We start from the raw sequence: 681 nt of genomic DNA on the forward strand, positions 1-681 counted from the left end.
AAGGAAGGCGCCCTGAACATCGATCTCGCGGACGATATCGTCGCGGCCACGCTGCTGGCCCGTGACGGCGAAGTCACGCGCAAGGCTTAAGGAGAGCGGCGATGGAAGTCATCAACCACACCGTCATCAACCTGATCATCTTCGTGCTGGCGATCTACGTCGGCTACCACGTGGTCTGGAACGTCACGCCCGCGCTGCACACGCCGCTGATGGCCGTGACCAACGCGATTTCGGCGATCGTGATCGTCGGCGCAATGCTCGCCGCGGGTCTGACCTTGGGCACCCCCGGCAAGTTCTTCGGCACGCTCGCGGTCGCGCTTGCGGCAGTGAACGTGTTCGGCGGCTTTCTCGTCACACGACGAATGCTGGAGATGTTCCGCAAGAAAGAACCGAAGAAGCTCCCCGCAGCTGCCAAGGAGAACGCGTAATGAGTCTGAACGTCGTCACGCTGCTTTATCTGGTCGCGTCGGTCTGCTTCATCCAGGCGCTCAAGGGGCTGTCGAATCCGAAGACGGCGCGCATTGGCAACACCTTCGGCATGGTCGGGATGGCGATTGCGATCGTTACGACCATCGCGCTGATCGTCAAACAGGCTAACGGGCTCGGTTCGAATCTTGGGCTGGGGCTTGGTTTGCTGCTGGTCGCGCTGGTGATCGGCGGGGCGGTCGGTGCGTTCGTCGC

2 protein-coding genes are annotated in these 681 nt (G+C 62.0%); both read left to right on the forward strand.

What is annotated here, in order from left to right; all coding sequences use genetic code 11:
- Nucleotides 1–101: 101 nt before the first annotated feature.
- On the forward strand, nucleotides 102–428 hold the full coding sequence (locus P0D96_RS48260; RefSeq protein ID WP_012431753.1) for an NAD(P) transhydrogenase subunit alpha part 2: 327 nt from the start codon (nucleotides 102–104) through the stop codon (nucleotides 426–428).
- Nucleotides 428–681 (forward strand): NAD(P)(+) transhydrogenase (Re/Si-specific) subunit beta (locus tag P0D96_RS48265; RefSeq protein WP_408321425.1); only part of this gene is annotated, 254 nt, incomplete at its 3' end. The genes P0D96_RS48260 and P0D96_RS48265, both read left to right, overlap by 1 nt.

Origin of the sequence: Paraburkholderia sp. RL17-347-BIC-D (assembly GCF_046027915.1) — a bacterium.
GTDB lineage: Bacteria > Pseudomonadota > Gammaproteobacteria > Burkholderiales > Burkholderiaceae > Paraburkholderia.